This window comes from Microbacter sp. GSS18, assembly GCA_029319145.1.
Classification (GTDB): Bacteria; Actinomycetota; Actinomycetes; order Actinomycetales; family Microbacteriaceae; genus Microbacterium.
Window position 1 is genome coordinate 107,193 of sequence record CP119753.1, and the last position, 16,188, is coordinate 123,380.

The following is a 16,188-nucleotide window of genomic DNA, read 5'->3' on the forward strand; positions in this document are numbered from 1 at the left end:
CGAGTTCGCCGCCGGTCAGGAGGTCCCCATGTCGTTCCACGTCCCGCTCGTCGACATCACGTCGTACGTCACCGGCGGCACCGCTGACGAACGCGCCGCGACCGCCCAGGCGATCGACGACGCCTGCCGCACGGTCGGCTTCATCCAGATCACGGGGCACGGCATCCCCACGAGTGTCTCCGACGGCCTCGCGGACGCGCTGGACCGCTTCTTCGGGCTGGACCTCGACGCGAAGAAGGCCTACCGCACCGCGCCCGAGGTGAACCGCGGCTACAGCCCGCCGAAGTCGGAGTCGCTGAGCCTGTCGCTCGGGGTCGAGCAGGCGAGCCGGATGAACGACTTCTTCGAGGCCTTCAACGTCGGTGCCTCGGCGGCGGACTATCCGCACGTCGCCGATCTGCCGCAGCCGGACTACGCCGAGAACGTGTGGCCGGACGTCGACGGCTACCGCGAGCAGGTTCGCACCTACTTCGCCGAGGCCGCCCGGGTCGCCCGCACGCTGACGCGCATCTTCGCTGACGCGCTCGGGCTGCCGGAGGAGTTCTTCGCCTCCCGCACCGACCACTCGCTCGACGTGCTGCGGATGAACAACTACGCCCTTCCGCCGGGCACGGACGTCACCCTCGACGGCGACCTCATCGGCATGGGCGAGCACACCGACTTCGGCATCGTGACGGTGCTGTGGGCCGACCAGGTGGCCGGCCTCCAGGTGCTCGGCACGGACGGTTCGTGGAACGACGTCATGCCCGCCGACGGCGCGCTGCTGGTCAACCTCGGCGACATCACGGCGCGGCTCACGAACGAGCGGTGGATGTCGACGCTCCACCGGGTGAAGCCGCCGGTGATCGACGGCACGATCGAACGGCGGCGGAGCGCGGCGTTCTTCCACGACGGCAACGTCGAGACCGTCATCGAGACGCTGCCGTCGTGCGTCGACGACGAGCACCCGAACCTGTACGCCGAGCCGATCACGATCGCCGAGCACATCGCGGCGAAGCTGGGCGGCTCCCGCCAGGGCAGGCTCAACGACAAGGCCGAGCGCGAGTCGGCGCGGGTGCTGTCGAGCAGGTACTGACCGGGCGGCTCGCTCCCGGTGGCCGACGCGATCAGCCCCGGCGACGCAGCAGGACGACCGTGTCGTCGAGCAGGGCCTGTTGGCCGTCGGGACCAACCGTGTCGCGACGACGGACGTCGGCGATCACCTTCGTCCAGTCGTCCGGTGCGAGGGCGAGATCGGCGATCTGCTGCTCAGGCGTGGGGAACTCGTCGTGGTTCGTCGGCCCGTCGTCGGGGCCGTGCCGGTGCCGCGACCACGGCGGACGAGCGGCGTGGGCGATCACGAGCAGGTGTCCGCCGGGCACGACGCGCTGGGCGACGGCCCTCAGGATGTCGGTGCGCGACAGCGCGACGGGCGAGTGCAGGAACGACGCCGTCACGAGGTCGTACTCGGTCTCGTCGGTCCACGACGACAGATCGGCGGCTTCGAACTGCAGCTGCTCCTCGGTGAATCCGAGCTCGGATGCCGCCGCCTGGGCGCGCTCGATCGCGGTCGGCGAGATGTCGACCGCCGTCGTGCGCCAGCCGTGCTCGGCGAGCCACACGGCGTCGCCGCCTTCGCCGCACCCGAGGTCGAGCGCCCGGCCGGGCTCCAGGTCCGCGACGACATCCGCCATCGTCTCGTTGACCGCTCCCGACCACATGCGCTCGGCGCCCGCGTAGCGCTCTTCCCAGTAGTCCGCCGGTGCGACCTCATGCCAGCCGTCGTTCGTCATGGGCACAGCCTCCCACGCCGGAGCCGCACGGTGGCGGGTCCTTCGTCGTGCGTGCGCAGGCGCAGCCCGCGACGCCGCGAGTCGCGGGCTAGTGGCCGGCGGCGACGTCCATTCTGAGCGTCAGGACGATGAACTCCGCCGGCCGCAGCGGGGCGAAGCCGACGCGGACGACGAGCCGCCCGTTGTCGATGTCGGCCTGCGTCATCGTCGTGCGGTCGCAGCGGACGAAATAGGAGCTGTCGGGGCGGGGCCCCCCGAGCATGCCGCCGCGGAACAGCTCCTGCAGGAAGTCCTCGACGCTCTCGCGGACGCGGTCCCACAGGGGAGCGTCATTGGGCTCGAACACCGCCCACTGCAGACCGCGCCGCAGGCTGCGCTCGAGGAACACCGCCATGCGACGCACCGGCACGTACTTCCACTCGGGGTCGCTCGAGAGGGTGCGCGCGCCCCACACGACCGTGCCGAGCCCGGGGAACTGCCGGATCACGTTGACGTGCTCGGCGTTGAGCGGGTCCATCTCGCGGTCGTCCACCGTCACGGCCGGCCCGGCCACACCGGCGATGCGCGTGTTGGCTCCCGCCGGGGTCCTGTGGACGCCGTGGGCGTCCTCGCAGTGCGAGATGATGCCGGCGACCGCGCCGAGCGGAGAGATCTCTCGGCTCGAGCCGTCGGCGAGGACGCGGCGCAGCCGCGGCCAGTACACGACGCTGTCGCGCCCGGCGGCGCCGAGGGTCGCGACCGGATCGGCCATCGCGGCGATCGCCTCGGGCACGCTCGTCCATGGAGCGTCGAGCAGCAGCAGCGCGCCGCGGCCCGCCAGCTCGTCGTCCGCGGCGGCGATGACGTCGGGGCTCGCCACGGGATCGGCCGGAATCGCCACGAGCGCGACCTCGGGGTCGAGGTCCGCGACCGCGGCCCGAACACGCTTGGGGGTGAGCCGCTCGACGGGGACGACCCACGCGCGCGTCCCGCGGTTGGCGAAGAACTGCTCCACGGCGGTGGCCAGAGGCGTGTCATCCGGCCAGTGATGGGCGAACTCGGCCGTGCTGCGCACGAGATCGGATGCCTCTTCGCCCGAGGTCACCCCGATGAAGGCCGCCAACGTCAGCGTCACCCCCTCGATGGGCGGTGGTGGGGCGGGCGGTCTCATGACGAAAGCTCCTGGCGATTCGTGCCGCATCGCAACCTCCTCCTTCGAGGGTCCCCCTGTGTTCCGGCCCTGTCAACGAATCCTGCGCGTCTTGCGGCATCCGCTCAGTTCCCGCAGGCTCGAGGCATGGCCGACGTGATCGTGATCAGGGCGGGTACCTCCCTGTGGCGCCGCCTCGCGCGGCGGCGTCCGAGGCCGGGCCGCGCGGCGCGCATGCACGTGCCGTGGAAGGTCGCCGATGACCTCGGGGTCCCGGCGGACGCCGTCGTCCTCGCTGTGTCGGGTTCTCGATACATCGGCGAGACCGAGAAGAACCTCGCGCGCATCGTCGCGGCCGCGCGCGACGCCGAGTGGATCCTGTTCTTCGACGAGGCGGATGCCCTCTTCGGCAAGCGCACCGACGTGCGGGACGCGCACGACCGATACGCCAACCAGGAGGTGTCGTACGTGCATCTGACCCCGCGGCAGGTCGCCGCGGCCCTGCGGTCGGCGCGCGGGCGGCGTCGAGCGGAGACCCGGGCCGGAACGCGTAGCCTGATCCGGTGACATCGCGTCCCGTCCCCGTCCTCGCCGCGCTCACCGCGGACATCGTGCTCGTCGTGGTGTTCGCCGCCATAGGACGCGCCAGCCACGACGAGTCCGTCCTCGCGGGTCTGTGGACGACGTCGTGGCCGTTCCTGGCGGGCCTCGTCGCCGGATGGCTGGTGACGCTCGCCTGGCGCGCGCCCGCGGCTCCGGCGCGCACCGGCCTCGGCGTGTGGGCGGTGACGGTGATCGGCGGGATGCTGCTGCGCGCGGCCTCGGGCCAGGGGACCGCCGTCGCCTTCATCGTCGTCGCGTCGATCACGCTGCTGGTCTTCCTCGTCGGCTGGCGCCTCATCGCCGCGCTCGTGGCGCGCCGCTCCCGCGTCACGGCCTGACCCCGGGCGTCCCGCCGCGTCGTCCCGTCCGATCCGCGCTCCGAATGCGGCCGTTCGGCACCGTGGCCCGTCCTCGTGTGCCGTCGGAGCCCTGGCCGATCGCGGCGTGGGTCGTTGGCCCCTGGCCGGATGACGACGGGGCCTTGATGCTGGGTGGCAGATGCCGCGATGACGCGAAGGAGGCGATCATGGCCGGTGACCTCGACCCGGTGTCGTCCGAGCTCGACCGGGCGGTCGACGAACTGCTCGCGCGGCACGCCACCGTGGGCCTTGCGGTGGGCGTGATCCGCACCGGCGAGCCGACGTGGTTCCGCGCGCACGGTGTCGCCGACGTTCCCTCACAGGCGCCGATCACCGAGGACACCGTCTTCCGCATCGCGTCCATCACGAAGACACTCACGGCGATCTCCGTCATGCAGCTGGTCGAACGGGGACTCATCGACCTCGATGCGCCCGCCAACACCTACCTGCGGGCCTACAAGCTGGTGCCGGATGACCCGGATTGGGCACCGGCGACCATCCGGCACCTGCTCACCCACACCGCCGGTCTCGGCGAGCTCGCGCATCCGTCCGGTGCATTCCGTCCCGACTTCGGCGAGAGCGTGCCCGCGGGGGAGCGCCTCCCCTCGGCCGGAGAGTTCTACCGGAGCGCGCTGGCCGTGCGCGCCGAGCCCGGCACGCGCTTCGTCTACACCAACCACGCCCCGACGACGCTGGGCCAGATCGTCGAGGACGTCACCGGGACGCCGCTCGCCGAGTACGCCGCCGAGCACGTCTTCGGCCCGATCGGCATGACGTCGAGCAGCCTCTCACGAACCGAGAGCGTCGCGGCGGGCCTCGCCACCGGGTACGAGATCGGGCGCGGCGGCGTGAAGCGGATCGCCGAGCGCGACATGGTCACGACGGGTGCGGCATCCGCCTTCTCGACTCCGCGCGACATGGCGCGGTATGCCGCGGTCCTGCTGAACCAGGGCCGCACGGCGAACGGCTCCGTGCTGACGCCCGACGCGCTCGCCGCGATGTTCGCGCCGCAGTTCCAGCCCGACCCGCGCATCCCGGGGATGGGCCTGGGGTTCTTCCGCGCCGAGATCGCCGGGCACGCCGCCGTGCGGCATCAGGGCACGCATCCGGGCTTCCACAGCGAGCTGTGCGTGGTCCCGGATGCCGGGCTCGCCGTGATCGCGTTCACCAACGGCGCCGAGCAGGCGGACCTGTGGCTGCCGGCGGAGGTCGCGGTTCTCGCGGGCCGGGTGCTCGGCGAATCGGGGGCGCGCTTGCCGGCCGCGCCCTCGGACCCCTCGCGATGGCGAGAGCGCTGCGGGTGGTACCGGCTCGCTGCGCGTGCCTCGGATATTCGGCTCCGGGCGATGCTCGGGTTCGGTGCCGAGGTGTTCGTCGACGACGGTCGTCTGATGGTGCGCTTCCTCGCCGTCGTGCCGAGCCTGCTGCGCGGCTTCCCGCTCGTGCCCGCCGACCCGGACGATCCCGATGTGTTCCGCATCCTGTTCGGCGCGTCGGGTCTGCAGTCGATGGGCGTCGTCTTCGGGCGCACTGCGGCCGGGCGCCCGTGCCTGCACCTTGACCTGATGCCCCTCACACTCGAGAAGCAGCCGGCGCGCACGAATCCCCGGCGGTGGGCCGTCGCCGCGCTGACAGCCGGCGCGGTGGCGGCGGCCGCTCTCACCGGCGCCGCGGTTCGCCGCCGCCGTCGACCCTCGGAGCGGGCGACGCCACCGTCCTGAACCATCCCCGGCGCTTGAGTGTCACGGATGGCGGGGACTCTGGCCGACACGCCGCCCGCAGCAATCCGTCATCCGGCGTGTCGCCTGCAATCCCCGCCGACCGGCACGCTCCATATGCCCGCAGCCCGCCGTTCCGCACGCTCCGCGTGCCGTCGCGCTGCCGTTTCCACTCCGCCGCGCCCCGTCCGCCCCCGGGTCTACCCTGTTGCCCGTGACCCCGCACCGGCTGACACGCGATCAGGCGCGGCGCCTGGTCGTGCGCGCGCAGCTGCTCGACGCCGCCCGCCCGGGTGACGTGGTCGAGGTCGCCGAGCAGCTCACCTACGTCAAGATCGATCCCACGGCCGTCATCGCCCCGTGCGAGCACACGGTGCTGTGGAGCCGCATCGGTTGGTCGTACGGGCCGGGGCAGCTGACCAAGGCGGCCGAGCTCGACCGGCTGCTGTTCGAGTTCGGCGGCGCGTTCCGCCCCACGAGCCTGCTGCCGCTCATGCTGCCGGTCATGCGGGCGTGGCCCGCGCGCGAGAGCACGCGCGAGTGGCTCGAGGAGAACGCGCGGTTCCGCGACGACGTGCTCGCGCGGCTGCGGGCCGACGGTCCGCTGCTCGCGCGCGACATCCCCGACACGGCGCAGGTGGCGCGTGCGCCCGACGGCTGGTCGGGCTCGAACCAGGTGCCCATCATGCTCGACATGCTCGCGCGCCAGGGCCTGACCGCAGTCGTCGGCCGCGAGGGGCGCCACCGCCGCTGGGATCTCGCCGAGCGCGTGTACCCGCAGGGCCTGCCCGAGTACGACGGCGATGAGGCCGCCGAGCTGCTCGGCGAGCGCAAGCTGCAGGCGGCCGGCATCGCCCGCGCGCACTGGCATTGGAGCGGCGTGGGCAAGACCAGCGGCGAATCGGCGGTCGTCGAGGGGACGACGGGCACGTGGCGGGTCGATCCCGGGGCTCTCGCGTCGCTCGACGAGGACGACGGCGGTCGCGTCGCCTTCTTGAACCCGTACGACAGCATGCTGTTCGACCGCAAGCGTCTGACGGAGCTGTTCGCGTTCACGTACGTGCTCGAGCAGTTCAAGCCGAAGCCGCAGCGCGTCTACGGCGCGTTCGCGCACCCGATCCTGATGGGCGACCGGTTCGTCGGGATGCTCGACGCCGAGCTCGACGGCCCTCGCGAGACGCTCCGCGTGAACGCGGTCCACGAGTTCGCGCCGTTCGAGCCGGAAGAGACCGACATGGTGCGCGCCGAGATCGGCGACCTCGCGGAGTGGCTCGGCGTAGGGGTCTCGGGGCTCGCCTGAATCGTCCGAGAGGCGGCCCGGCTCACGGCGATGACGACGGATGCCGCGGGCGCCGTTGCCCGCGGCATCCGCCCTGATGTCTACGCGGTGGCGTCCGCGCGCTTCGGCAGCACCCAGCCCGCCCGCGGGAAATGGCACGTGTAGCCGTTGGGGTACTTCACCAGGTAGTCCTGGTGCTCGGGCTCGGCCTCCCAGAAGGGGCCCTCGGCCTCGATCGTGGTCACCGCCTTGCCCGGCCACAGGCCGGACGCGTCGACGTCGGCGATCGTGTCGCGGGCGACCTGCTCCTGCTCGGGCGAGAGCGGGAAGATCGCCGAGCGGTAGCTCGACCCGATGTCGTTGCCCTGACGGTTCAGCGTCGACGGGTCGTGGATCTGGAAGAAGAACGCCAGGACGTCGCGGTACGTCGTCTTGGCGGGGTCGAACACGATCTCGACGGCCTCGGCGTGACCCGGGTGGTAGCCGTACGTGGCGTGGGCGTTCTGCCCGCCCGTGTACCCGACGCGGGTCTGCAGGATGCCGGGCTGCTTGCGGATCAGATCCTGCATGCCCCAGAAGCAGCCGCCGGCGAGGACGGCGGTCTCGGTCCCGGGGACGCGGGTGATGGTTCCGGTGGCTGTCATGACGGGATGCTCCTCGATCGTCTGTCGGCAGTCTGACACGCGCGCCGTGCGGCGCGGCGGTCTTCGTCATACAAGACAACCAACGCCGCCTCCCATTTGGTCCCGCCAAGCTGGGGGGCGCCTGGGAGTTCCTCGGTTCGTCACATTCGCCCGCGGCGGGACACGGCCTATCGCTCGGCACCGCGCGGTATCACAATGGACCCATCGGGCCTCGTCGATGACGGAGGCAGTATATGAGCGGGCAGGACAGGTCAGAGGCGAACGGCGGCGGCCGACGCGTCGAGCTCGACCTCGCGCTCCCACGACCGATAGATCCGGCGGGCACGCGTCGCGTGCACGTCGTGGTGGAGGACATCTCCCAGGCAGATGGCCGCGCCACCGTGCTGTACGAGACCGAGGTGGATTCACCGCCGGTCCGATCTGATGGAACGCTCGACCCCATCGAGGTCGAGGTACCCGACCTTCCACCCGCGGTCGAACCCGCGATTCGCGTCCACGTCGACGAAGGGTCGACGGGCGCGATGACAGCAGGGGACTTCATCAACCCTGCCGTGGTCCGCCTCCCCGAGGGACCGCGCTCGGTCGTCGACGTGTCGATGACCGAGTTGCGATAGGGGGTCCGCCATGGGCCCGCACCAACTGGGAATGGAAGAGACAGATGGCTACCAACAACTCCAAGTCGGGATCGTCGAAGTCCCGCGCCGGGTCGAACTCGAAGGCGAAGGCCTCCGCTGACGCCTCGGACGCCGTCGCGAAGGGCGAGCTGCAGACGTCGTCCGACATCCGCAGCGGCTACCTGACCGGCCCCGGCGTCGATCATCTGCCGGTGCGCTACAGCGTCATCGACGGGCTGGCGGTGTTCGACGGCGACATCGAACTGGGCACGGTCGAACAGGTCGAGGCGGATGCCGCCGCCGCGCGCGCGGCCCGCGCCGAGGCGCTGGCCGAACCCCTGCACGCCGAGGAGGACGCCCCGGACGACGACCTCGAGTTCGAGCTGGCGGGCGTCGGCGTGCCGACCTCGTCGTCGTTGCTGTGGCCGGGCGGCGTCGTGCCGTTCGAGATCGACAGCAGCCTGCAGAACCCGGGTCGCGTGAATCAGGCGATCACGCACCTGCGCGATCGCTCGGCGATCCGGCTGGTGCCCCGCACGAACCAGTCGAACTACGTCGACTTCATCGGTGCGACCGGCAACAGCTCCAAGATCGGCATGCAGGGCGGCCGGCAGACGATCCGCCTGACCGCGAACTCGCCGGTCGGAACGGTCGTGCACGAGATCCTCCACGCGATCGGCATCTACCACGAGCAGTCACGGTCGGACCGCGACGCGTTCATCGACATCAAGTGGCAGAACATCGAGGCCGATGCGCTGCACAACTTCCAGACGGTGCCGGGGTCGGTCGACTACTACGACTACGACTACGGCTCGGTGATGCACTATCCCGAGTGGGCGTTCTCGAAGAACGGCCAGGACACGATCGTGCCGCTGCAGTCGGGGGTCACGATCGGGCAGCGCGACGGGCTGTCGTGGACCGACCGGCAGACGATCGCGAAGCTGTACGAGCGGTTCTTCACGAACGGCTATTCGGGGGTGTGGGCTCCCGGCACGGGCAAGTACGCGCTGTGGGTCAACGCCAGCTGGGACAGCTTCAAGGCCAAGTGGCAGCAGTGGAGCGCGCAGGGCCTGCGCCTCGTCGACATCCACGTGCGCCGCGTAGGCAACACCAACCGGTACTCGGGCGTCTATCTGCCGGGAACCGGGGCGTACGGCCTGTGGGCGAACGTGTCATGGGCCAGTTTCAAGGCCAAGCACGCCGAGTGGACGCAGCAGGGCCTGCGCCTGGTCAGCCTGCACGTGCACCGCGTCGGCAACCAGAACCGCTACTCGGGTGTGTTCCTGCCCGGCTCGGGCGCATGGGGCCTGTGGGTGAACGCGAGCTGGGACAGCTTCAAGGCCAAGTGGCAGCAGTGGAGCGGTCAGGGCCTGCGTCTGGTCGACATCCACGTCCACAAGGTCAACGGCCAGACCCGGTACTCGGGCGTCTTCGCCGCGGGCACCGGCAGCTACGCGCTGTGGGCGAATGCGTCGTGGACGAGCTTCATCGCGAAGTGGAAGCAGTGGAGCGGCCAGGGGCTGCGGCTGGTGGACCTCAACATCCACCGCGACAACGGCAAGAACCGGTACACCGGGGTCTTCCGCCAGGGCTCGGGCGCCTACTACCTGTGGGCGAACGTGACGTGGGAGGGCTTCCGCGCGAAGTGGCAGGAGCTCGCCGAGAAGGGCCTGCGGCTCGTCGACTACGAATTCCCGGCTCCGGAGGTCGGCGGGGTCTTCTCGTCGGCTGATGCCGGCCTCGAGGGCGAGCAGGAGCTGCTGGATCCCGGGATGGAGCAGGACGGCTTCGGAGGCGTCTTCGGTGAGGACGATGAGACGGATGCCGCGGCTGCGGCGACCGAGGCGGCGGGCCTCGGCGGCTACGTGTTCGGCGAGGTCGACGGCGTTCCGCTCGTGGTCGACCCCGAGGGCGACGGTGCCGCGGAGCTGCCCGAGCACGCTCCGGTCGAGGAACAGCCGGTCGTCGCGGTCATCGGCGGAGGGGAGTGATCCTCCCGCCGAAGCGGCGGTGTGACGCGGCGGTGCCGTCGACCCGGCAGGGGTCGGCGGCACCGCCGTACGCGGAGGATCAGTCGCTCGCGTCGACGCGGTCGCGCGGAACCGTCTCGTCGGTCCGTGCAGCGCCGGCGTCCGTTTTCCGGCCGCGGGCCGCGGCTGCCGCCGCGCGCTCTTCGGCCTCGAGGCGCTCGGCCTCCTCGCCGCCGATCGCCTCGCCGCGGGCCACCAGGCCGGCGATGTCCGACAGCGGGATCTGCTTGAGGAACAGCGACAGCACGAACGCGATCGCCATGAACGGCACGAGGTACCAGAACACCGGGGCGAGGGCGTCGGCGTACGCGGTGACGATCGCGTCGCGGACGGGCTCGGGCAGCTGGTTCAGCGTCGCCGGGTCGATCGTCGCGGCCGCCTGGTCGGCCTGGCCGGCGGACGCGCCGGCGCTGGTGAACACCTCGAGCAGGTTGTCGGTGAGTCGACTGGTGAAGATCGCGCCGAACACCGCTATGCCGAGCGCGGCGCCCGCCTCGCGGAAGTAGTTGTTCGTGCTCGTCGCGGTGCCGACCTGGGCGGCGGGGACCGCGTTCTGCGCGACCAGCACGACGACCTGCATGATCATGCCGAGACCGGCGCCGAAGAAGAACAGGTACACGCAGATGAGCCAGATCGGCGTGTCGGCGGTGAGCGTCGTCATCGTGACCAGGGTGGCGCCGGTGATGAGCGTGCCGACGATCGGGAAGATGCGGTAGCGCCCGGTCCTGGTGATGAGGATGCCCGACGTGATCGCTGTGCCCATGACGCCGACCATCATCGGGATCATCAGCAGGCCGGATGCCGCAGCCGAGGTGCCGGACGACATCTGCAGGAAGGTCGGCATGAAGCCGATCGCGGCGAACATTCCGATGCCGAGCGTCAGTCCGATGAGGGTGGCGTTGATGAACACCGGGTTGGTGAACAGCGACAGCGGCATGACCGGGTCGGCCGCGCGGGATTCGACGAGCACGAACAGTCCGATCGCCGCGAGCAGGCCCGCGCCCCACGCCCACGTGGTCGGGGAGTCCCAGCCGTGGTCGCGGTCGCCGCCGAAGTCGGTGAAGAAGATGAGGCACGTCGTGGCCGCCGACAGGAAGATCACGCCGAGCCAGTCGATGGGCTTGTCGGCCTTCTTGCTCGGCAGCTTCAGGGCGAACACGGCGATGAGGAACGCCGCGATGCCCACCGGGATGTTGATGTAGAACGCCCACTGCCACGTCAGGTTGTCGACGAAGAAGCCGCCGAGGAGGGGCCCGGCGACCGCCGACAGGCCGAAGACCGCGCCGAGCGGGCCGAGGTACTTGCCGCGCTCGGACGCGGGCACGATGTCGGCGATGATCGCCTGCGACAGGATCATGAGCCCGCCGCCGCCGAGGCCCTGAACGGCGCGGAACACGACGAACGTCCAGAAGTCGCCCGCGAACGCGCATCCGACCGACGCGAGCGTGAAGATCGCGATGGCCACGAGGAAGAGATTGCGGCGCCCGAGGATGTCGCCGAACTTGCCGTAGATCGGCATGACGATCGTCGTCGCGAGGATGTAGGCGCTCGTGATCCACACCTGGTGCTCGACGCCGCCGAGTTCGCCGACGAGGGTCGGCATGGCGGTCGACACGATGGTCTGGTCGAGGCTCGACAGGAGCATCCCGGCGATGAGCGCCGAGAAGATGATCCAGATGCGGCGCTGGGTCAGCAGCATCGGCGCGTCGCCGGAGGCGACGGCGGGGGTGGGGGACGTGGTGGTCATTCGTGCTTTCCGGGGCTGTGTGGAAGTGATGCGGAGGATTGGGCGCGGAAGATCTCGGAGGCGATGCCGAGCTGCTCCTCGAGCACCTCGGCGAACGGGCGGGGGTGATCCGGGTCGAGGGACGCCGGCATGGCGATGCGCGCGACGTGCCCGATCATCTGTGCGGCGGCCCGGGCACGGGGGTCGTGCGGGGCGAGGCCCTCGCGGCGCGCGACCAGCGCGGCATCCTTCGCCTCGTCCTGCTGGTGGCGCTGGATCATGTGCGGGATGAGCTTCGGCTCCCGCTCGGTGGCGGCCATGAGCTCCTGCACGGCGGCGCGGTCGACCTCGAGCGTGGCCCAGCGCTCCTCGTAGAGCGCGGCGAGGTCGATCAGGAGCGTCGCGGAGATCTCGCCGGTCGGCGGCGCGCCGCGTCGCGCGACGAACCGTTCGTCGGCCTCGGTGCTGTCGTGGTGCAGCGCGAAGCCGAGGACGGCGTCCTCCTTCGACGCGAAGTAGTTGAAGAAGGTGCGCCGCGAGATGCCGGCGCGCTCGCACAGCTCCTCGATCGTGAAACCGTGGAGGCCATCGGATGCCGTCGCCTGGCGCGCGAGCGAGATGAGCGCGCGCGTCGTCTCGCGGCGCTTGCGCTCGCGACCCATCGGTGCACTCTCGGACATGGAGTGCAGTATTGCACTATTCCGACCAGAGTGCACACAAAGGGCGGCCTCCGACGCGCTGCGCGACCCGTCCCCGGCGTCTCCCGTGTGCCGGAACTCAGGCGGAATCCAGCGGCACCCGGATAGCAGGGTGTGTCGGCGGAATCCTGCCTGCGTGATGACACGCGTGCGGCGGCCAGGGTTGCCGGAGGCCGCGGCCGCGCGACCCGTCCTCGGCGTCTCCCGTGTGCAGAAACTCAGGCGGAATCGCGCGGCACGCGGGAGGTGCAGGCGTGTCGGCCGCATCCTGCCTGAGTCATGACACACGTGCGTCCGGAGGGGGATGGGAAGGAGGGGTATGGGAAGGAGGGGGATGGGGAAGGAGGGGGAGGAGGTCACGGGGCGGCCACGGGCGCGTCAGCCCGTCAGCGCCTCAGCCTTCGCCCGCAGCACCTGCTGCTGAGCGGCGTTCGCGGTCAGCGCGGCGGCGGTCAGCAACGCTGACCGAGCCTCTTCGGTCCGGCCCAGCTGCGCCAGCAACTCGCCGCGCACGCTCGGCAGCAGGTGCGACCCGCGCAGCGCCCCGGATTCTTCCAGCGCGTCGACGATCGCCAGGGCCTCGGCCGGCCCGGAGGCCATCGAGACCGCGACCGCACGGTTGAGCTCCACGACGGGACCGGGTGCGATACGGCCGAGCACCTCGTACAGCACGACGATGCGGGCCCAGTCGGTGTCGGCGACGCTCGGCGCGACGGCATGGCATGCGGCGATCGCCGCCTGCAGGGCGTACGGCCCGCGCCCTGTGCCCCGCGCGGCCGAGGCGGCATCCGCCCTCCGGAGCAGGTCGAGGCCGCGCGCGATCTGCCCGCGGTCCCAGCGGCGGCGGTCCTGGTCGGCGAGGAGCACCGGACCCGAGCCCGACTCGCGCGCCGCGAAGCGGGAGCGCTGAAGCTCCATGAGGGCCAGCAGGCCCAGCGGCTCGGGTTCGCGGGGGAGGAGCCCGGTCACGATGCGGCCGAGCCGGATCGCCTCGTCGGCGAGGTCGGGGCGCACCCAGCGGTCGCCCGCGGTGGCGGCGTAGCCCTCGGTGAACACCAGGTAGACCACCCCCAGAACCGCCGTGAGCCGTTCGCGCCACTCCGCCGGATCGGGCGTCTCGAACGGCACGCCGGCCGCCGCGAGCGTCTTCTTCGCCCGCGTGATGCGCGCCTGCACCGTCGGCACGGTCGTCAGCAGCATCCGCGCGATCTCGTCCGTCGACAGCCCCGCGACCACGCGCAGGGTGAGCGCCACCTGCGACTCTCGCGACAGGGCGGGATGGCACGCGGTGAATACGAGGCGCAGCATGTCGTCGTCTATGGGCTCCCACGCGTCGTCGGAGGCGTCGTCGAGCGTGTGCGCGATGGCGGCGTACCGCTCGTCGAGGCGCTCACGGCGTCGCCACGCGTCGATCGCGCGACGCTTGGCGACGGCCGTGAGCCAGGCTCCGGGATTGCGGGGGATGCCGGCCTCCGGCCAGGACTGCAGCGCCTCGAGCACCGACTCCTGCGCGACGTCCTCGGCGAGGCCGATGTCCCCGGTCATCCTGGCGACGGATGCCGTGATCCGCAGGCCCTCGATGCGCCAGATCGCGTCTACCGTGCGCCGGACGTCGTCCATGCCGGGGCCGCTCACTCGGTGCCGAGCTCCTCGCGCCAGCCCTTCTCCTTCTGGATGTACTCGTTGTCGGCGTGCTCGGCGAAGTCGCTCTCGTCGGTCACGCGGCGCACCTCGAGCTTGTTGCCGGGGGTCAGCGGGCATCGCTTGGCCCACTCGAGCGCCTCTTCGGCGGTGGCCGTCTGGATGATCCAGAATCCGTTGAACAGCTCGTGCACTTCGCCGTAGGGGCCGTCGCTGACGATCGGCGCCTCACCCGAGAAGTCGACGACGTAGCCGGGCTCCATCGCGAGACCCTCGCCCGCGACCAGCACGCCCGCGGCGATCATCGCCTCGTTGTACGCGCCCATGGCGTTGATGACGGCCTCGAAGTCCATCTCCTGGTAGTTCGTCACGGCCTCGGCGGTCGCCCGCATGATCAGCATGTGCTTCATCTCTTGCTCCCTGTTCGGCGGGGATCTGTCGTCCCCTCTCACTATCGCGTCGAACGGCGACCGCGGGGATCGACATGGCCGCGGAATCTCCTCTCGGGTATCATCCGCGGCCGTTCGGCGGTGAGGGGGCGGGCGTCCGCCGAACGCGCGGTCTGGGCCATGCGTGTCTGCACCCGTTGCCCCTATCGTGGCGCCATGGACATGGAGCGCATCTGGCCGCTGTTCGGTCTGCGGCTGCAGACGCCGAGGCTCGTGCTGCGCCCGGTGCGGGACGAGGATTTCCCGGGGCTCGTCGACGCGGCCGTCGCCGGCATCCATGAGCCCGGCCGGCTGCCGTTCCTTTCGCCGTGGTCCGAGGCCGAGCCCGACGCCCTGGCACGCTCGATGGTGCAGTTCCACTGGGGCCTGCGCGTCGGGGCGGGTCCGCAGAAGTGGACGGTGAGCTTCGCCGTGCTGCGGGACGGCGTGCCGATCGGCGTGCAGGACGTGGGCGCCGTGCACTTCGCCGATCGGCGCACGATCGAGTCCGGCTCGTGGCTCACGCAGGCGCATCAGGGTCAGGGCCTCGGCACCGAGATGCGCGCCGGGCTGCTGATGTTCGCGTTCGACCATCTCGGAGCCGAGGTCGCGGAGTCCAGTGCGTTCGCGTGGAACGCGCCCTCGCTCGGGGTGTCGCGAAAGCTCGGGTACGAGCTCAACGGTCGTACGCGCGCCCGCCCCAAGCCCGGCGAGGTGGCCGACGAGATCCGCGTCCGCATCACGCCCGAGCTGTTCCGGCGCCCCGACTGGGAGCTCGGCGTCGAGGGCGTGGAGCCGGCGAGGCGGCAGCTGCTGGGCGCCGACTGACGTCGCCGGGCCGGGTGCGCGAACCTGTGCGGCTCGTGTGAAATGCCCGATGCCCCTGTTGCCGAGCACGCGTTAACGATATATCGGTAGGTATCGCCCGTGTATCAGGCGACATCATCCCTGTGAGGAGGTCATCATGAACGATTCCTATGGCGACCGCGGAGGATCGCGGCGCGGACCCGGCTCCGGATTCGGGCGCGGCTTCTCGGGCTCCGACATCTGGGAGGCCATGGACCAGCTCAAGGAAGGCTTCGAGCAGCGCTTCGGCGGCATGCGCATGGGCCGCGGCGACGTCCGCTCGGCGGTCCTCGCGCTCCTTGCCGAAGAGCCCATGCACGGCTATCAGATCATCCACGAGATCGAGGAGCGCTCCGGCGGCATGTGGAAGCCGAGCCCCGGCTCGGTGTACCCGACGCTGCAGATGCTGGCCGACGAGGGTCTCATCACGGCCGAGACCTCCGGCGACAAGAAGGTGTACTCGCTGACGGATGCCGGCAAGGAGGAGGCCGCCGCGGCCGCCGACAAGTCCGCGCCGTGGGAGTCGCCCATGATGAAGGACGCCGCGCGCGCCACGGCGCTGCCCAAGGCCGGCGCCAAGCTCGCCCAGGCCGCCGCTCAGGTGGGCCAGGCAGGCACGCGCGAGCAGGTCGACGAGGCCGTCGCGGTGCTCGAAGAAGCGCGCCGCAGGCTGTACGCGATCCTCGCCGAGGACTGATCCG

The 16,188-nt window shown here is 71.0% G+C and carries 16 protein-coding genes; 9 read left to right on the forward strand and 7 right to left on the reverse strand.

What is annotated here, in order from left to right:
• The first annotated feature begins 28 nt into the window (after positions 1–28).
• Positions 29–1,075, forward strand: coding sequence for a 2-oxoglutarate and iron-dependent oxygenase domain-containing protein (locus P0L94_00490; GenBank protein ID WES64562.1), 1,047 nt, complete (start codon positions 29–31; stop codon positions 1,073–1,075).
• A 31-nt stretch (positions 1,076–1,106) separates the two neighbouring features.
• Here the strand turns inward: P0L94_00490 and P0L94_00495 are convergent, their stop codons facing one another.
• Together P0L94_00495 and P0L94_00500 are read right to left on the reverse strand one after the other, a co-directional pair.
• On the reverse strand, positions 1,107–1,772 hold the full coding sequence (locus P0L94_00495) for a class I SAM-dependent methyltransferase (protein ID WES64563.1): 666 nt from the start codon (positions 1,770–1,772) through the stop codon (positions 1,107–1,109).
• 88 nt (positions 1,773–1,860) lie between these two features.
• Positions 1,861–2,922 (reverse strand): phage tail sheath C-terminal domain-containing protein, encoded by a 1,062-nt coding sequence (locus P0L94_00500; protein ID WES64564.1) that lies wholly within the window; start codon positions 2,920–2,922, stop codon positions 1,861–1,863.
• Positions 2,923–3,048: 126 nt separating this feature from the next.
• Between P0L94_00500 and P0L94_00505 the strand changes: the two genes are divergently transcribed.
• The 4 genes from P0L94_00505 (at position 3,049) to P0L94_00520 (ending at position 6,881) form a co-directional block, all read left to right on the forward strand.
• Positions 3,049–3,468, forward strand: a complete 420-nt coding sequence (locus P0L94_00505; protein ID WES64565.1) for an AAA family ATPase — start codon at positions 3,049–3,051, stop codon at positions 3,466–3,468.
• Positions 3,465–3,842 (forward strand): DUF3054 domain-containing protein, encoded by a 378-nt coding sequence (locus P0L94_00510; GenBank protein ID WES64566.1) that lies wholly within the window; start codon positions 3,465–3,467, stop codon positions 3,840–3,842. Before P0L94_00505 ends, P0L94_00510 begins: the two co-directional genes overlap by 4 nt.
• A 188-nt stretch (positions 3,843–4,030) precedes the next feature.
• Complete coding sequence (locus P0L94_00515; protein WES64567.1) at positions 4,031–5,584, forward strand: serine hydrolase; 1,554 nt, start codon at positions 4,031–4,033, stop codon at positions 5,582–5,584.
• Positions 5,585–5,795: 211 nt separating this feature from the next.
• A complete protein-coding gene (locus P0L94_00520) occupies positions 5,796–6,881 on the forward strand; it encodes a crosslink repair DNA glycosylase YcaQ family protein (protein WES64568.1) in 1,086 nt (361 codons plus the stop codon).
• An 80-nt stretch (positions 6,882–6,961) separates the two neighbouring features.
• On the opposite strand, the gene msrA is transcribed toward P0L94_00520, so the two are convergent.
• Positions 6,962–7,504 (reverse strand): peptide-methionine (S)-S-oxide reductase MsrA, encoded by a 543-nt coding sequence (gene msrA / locus P0L94_00525; protein WES64569.1) that lies wholly within the window; start codon positions 7,502–7,504, stop codon positions 6,962–6,964.
• A gap of 233 nt (positions 7,505–7,737) precedes the next feature.
• Here msrA and P0L94_00530 point away from each other — a divergent pair, with 233 nt between their 5' ends.
• Entirely contained in the window at positions 7,738–8,118 is a 381-nt protein-coding gene (locus P0L94_00530) for a hypothetical protein (protein WES64570.1), read from the forward strand.
• Between the two features lie 44 nt (positions 8,119–8,162).
• The gene (locus P0L94_00535) at positions 8,163–10,109 is read left to right on the forward strand and encodes a M12 family metallopeptidase (protein WES64571.1); all 1,947 of its coding nucleotides are present in this window, start codon (positions 8,163–8,165) and stop codon (positions 10,107–10,109) included.
• Positions 10,110–10,188: 79 nt separating this feature from the next.
• On the opposite strand, the gene P0L94_00540 is transcribed toward P0L94_00535, so the two are convergent.
• From P0L94_00540 to P0L94_00555, 4 genes are all read right to left on the reverse strand, one after another.
• Positions 10,189–11,895, reverse strand: a complete 1,707-nt coding sequence (locus P0L94_00540; protein ID WES64572.1) for an MDR family MFS transporter — start codon at positions 11,893–11,895, stop codon at positions 10,189–10,191.
• A complete protein-coding gene (locus P0L94_00545) occupies positions 11,892–12,554 on the reverse strand; it encodes a helix-turn-helix domain containing protein (protein WES64573.1) in 663 nt (220 codons plus the stop codon). Before P0L94_00545 ends, P0L94_00540 begins: the two co-directional genes overlap by 4 nt.
• A 396-nt stretch (positions 12,555–12,950) precedes the next feature.
• Positions 12,951–14,207 (reverse strand): sigma-70 family RNA polymerase sigma factor, encoded by a 1,257-nt coding sequence (locus tag P0L94_00550; protein ID WES64574.1) that lies wholly within the window; start codon positions 14,205–14,207, stop codon positions 12,951–12,953.
• Positions 14,204–14,623 carry a YciI family protein gene (locus tag P0L94_00555; GenBank protein ID WES64575.1) on the reverse strand — a complete coding sequence of 140 codons (420 nt, stop codon included), beginning with the start codon at positions 14,621–14,623 and terminating at the stop codon, positions 14,204–14,206. Before P0L94_00555 ends, P0L94_00550 begins: the two co-directional genes overlap by 4 nt.
• Before the next feature lie 195 nt (positions 14,624–14,818).
• Here P0L94_00555 and P0L94_00560 point away from each other — a divergent pair, with 195 nt between their 5' ends.
• Both P0L94_00560 and P0L94_00565 read left to right on the forward strand, forming a co-directional pair.
• A complete protein-coding gene (locus P0L94_00560; GenBank protein ID WES64576.1) occupies positions 14,819–15,469 on the forward strand; it encodes a GNAT family protein in 651 nt (216 codons plus the stop codon).
• Between the two features lie 136 nt (positions 15,470–15,605).
• Complete coding sequence (locus P0L94_00565; protein WES64577.1) at positions 15,606–16,184, forward strand: PadR family transcriptional regulator; 579 nt, start codon at positions 15,606–15,608, stop codon at positions 16,182–16,184.
• Positions 16,185–16,188 lie beyond the last annotated feature (4 nt).

Coding starts and splice junctions, on each gene's coding strand:
- P0L94_00565 (WES64577.1), top strand. CDS start 15,606: ATGAACGATTCCTATGGCGACCGCGGAGGATCGCGGCGCGGACCCGGC.
- P0L94_00540 (WES64572.1), bottom strand. CDS start 11,895: ATGACCACCACGTCCCCCACCCCCGCCGTCGCCTCCGGCGACGCGCCG.
- P0L94_00530 (WES64570.1), top strand. CDS start 7,738: ATGAGCGGGCAGGACAGGTCAGAGGCGAACGGCGGCGGCCGACGCGTC.
- P0L94_00555 (WES64575.1), bottom strand. CDS start 14,623: ATGAAGCACATGCTGATCATGCGGGCGACCGCCGAGGCCGTGACGAAC.
- P0L94_00545 (WES64573.1), bottom strand. CDS start 12,554: ATGTCCGAGAGTGCACCGATGGGTCGCGAGCGCAAGCGCCGCGAGACG.
- P0L94_00515 (WES64567.1), top strand. CDS start 4,031: ATGGCCGGTGACCTCGACCCGGTGTCGTCCGAGCTCGACCGGGCGGTC.
- P0L94_00505 (WES64565.1), top strand. CDS start 3,049: ATGGCCGACGTGATCGTGATCAGGGCGGGTACCTCCCTGTGGCGCCGC.
- P0L94_00535 (WES64571.1), top strand. CDS start 8,163: ATGGCTACCAACAACTCCAAGTCGGGATCGTCGAAGTCCCGCGCCGGG.
- msrA (WES64569.1), bottom strand. CDS start 7,504: ATGACAGCCACCGGAACCATCACCCGCGTCCCCGGGACCGAGACCGCC.
- P0L94_00560 (WES64576.1), top strand. CDS start 14,819: ATGGACATGGAGCGCATCTGGCCGCTGTTCGGTCTGCGGCTGCAGACG.
- P0L94_00490 (WES64562.1), top strand. CDS start 29: ATGTCGTTCCACGTCCCGCTCGTCGACATCACGTCGTACGTCACCGGC.
- P0L94_00500 (WES64564.1), bottom strand. CDS start 2,922: ATGAGACCGCCCGCCCCACCACCGCCCATCGAGGGGGTGACGCTGACG.
- P0L94_00495 (WES64563.1), bottom strand. CDS start 1,772: ATGACGAACGACGGCTGGCATGAGGTCGCACCGGCGGACTACTGGGAA.